At 76.7% G+C, this 386-nt stretch carries 1 pseudogene; it reads left to right on the forward strand.

Annotated features, from left to right (window positions below):
- A pseudogene (locus EBL85_RS16960) lies at window positions 1–386 on the forward strand (TolC family protein); the annotation flags it as partial.

Consider the following 386-nt stretch of genomic DNA (forward strand, 5'->3'; position numbering starts at 1 on the left):
GAACGCAGCGGCGAGCTGGCTCGCCCCCAGGCCATCACCGGCGAGCGCGACGCCCTCGCCCGTCAGGCCGCCAGCCCCTTCGCCGCCGATCCCGCGCTGCGCCTGAGCTATCTCAGCGACCGCGCCACCGAGGACGCCGGGGCCTACGAGGTCGAGACCATGGTCGACATGCCGCTGTGGCTGCCCGGTCAGCGCGACGCGCGCCGCCAGGTCGCCGCCGCCGTCGGCGGTCAGGCCGGCAGCCTCGACCGGCGGCTGCGCTGGGAGATCGCCGGCGAGGTGCGCGAGAAGAGCTGGGCGGCGGCGATCGCCGCCGGGCGGCTGCGTCAGACCGAGCAGGCACTGAGCGACGCCCGCGCCCTGGAGGCGGCGATCGACAAGCGGGT

The organism is Marichromatium sp. AB32 (assembly GCF_003718675.1).
Lineage (GTDB): Bacteria > Pseudomonadota > Gammaproteobacteria > Chromatiales > Chromatiaceae > Marichromatium > Marichromatium gracile.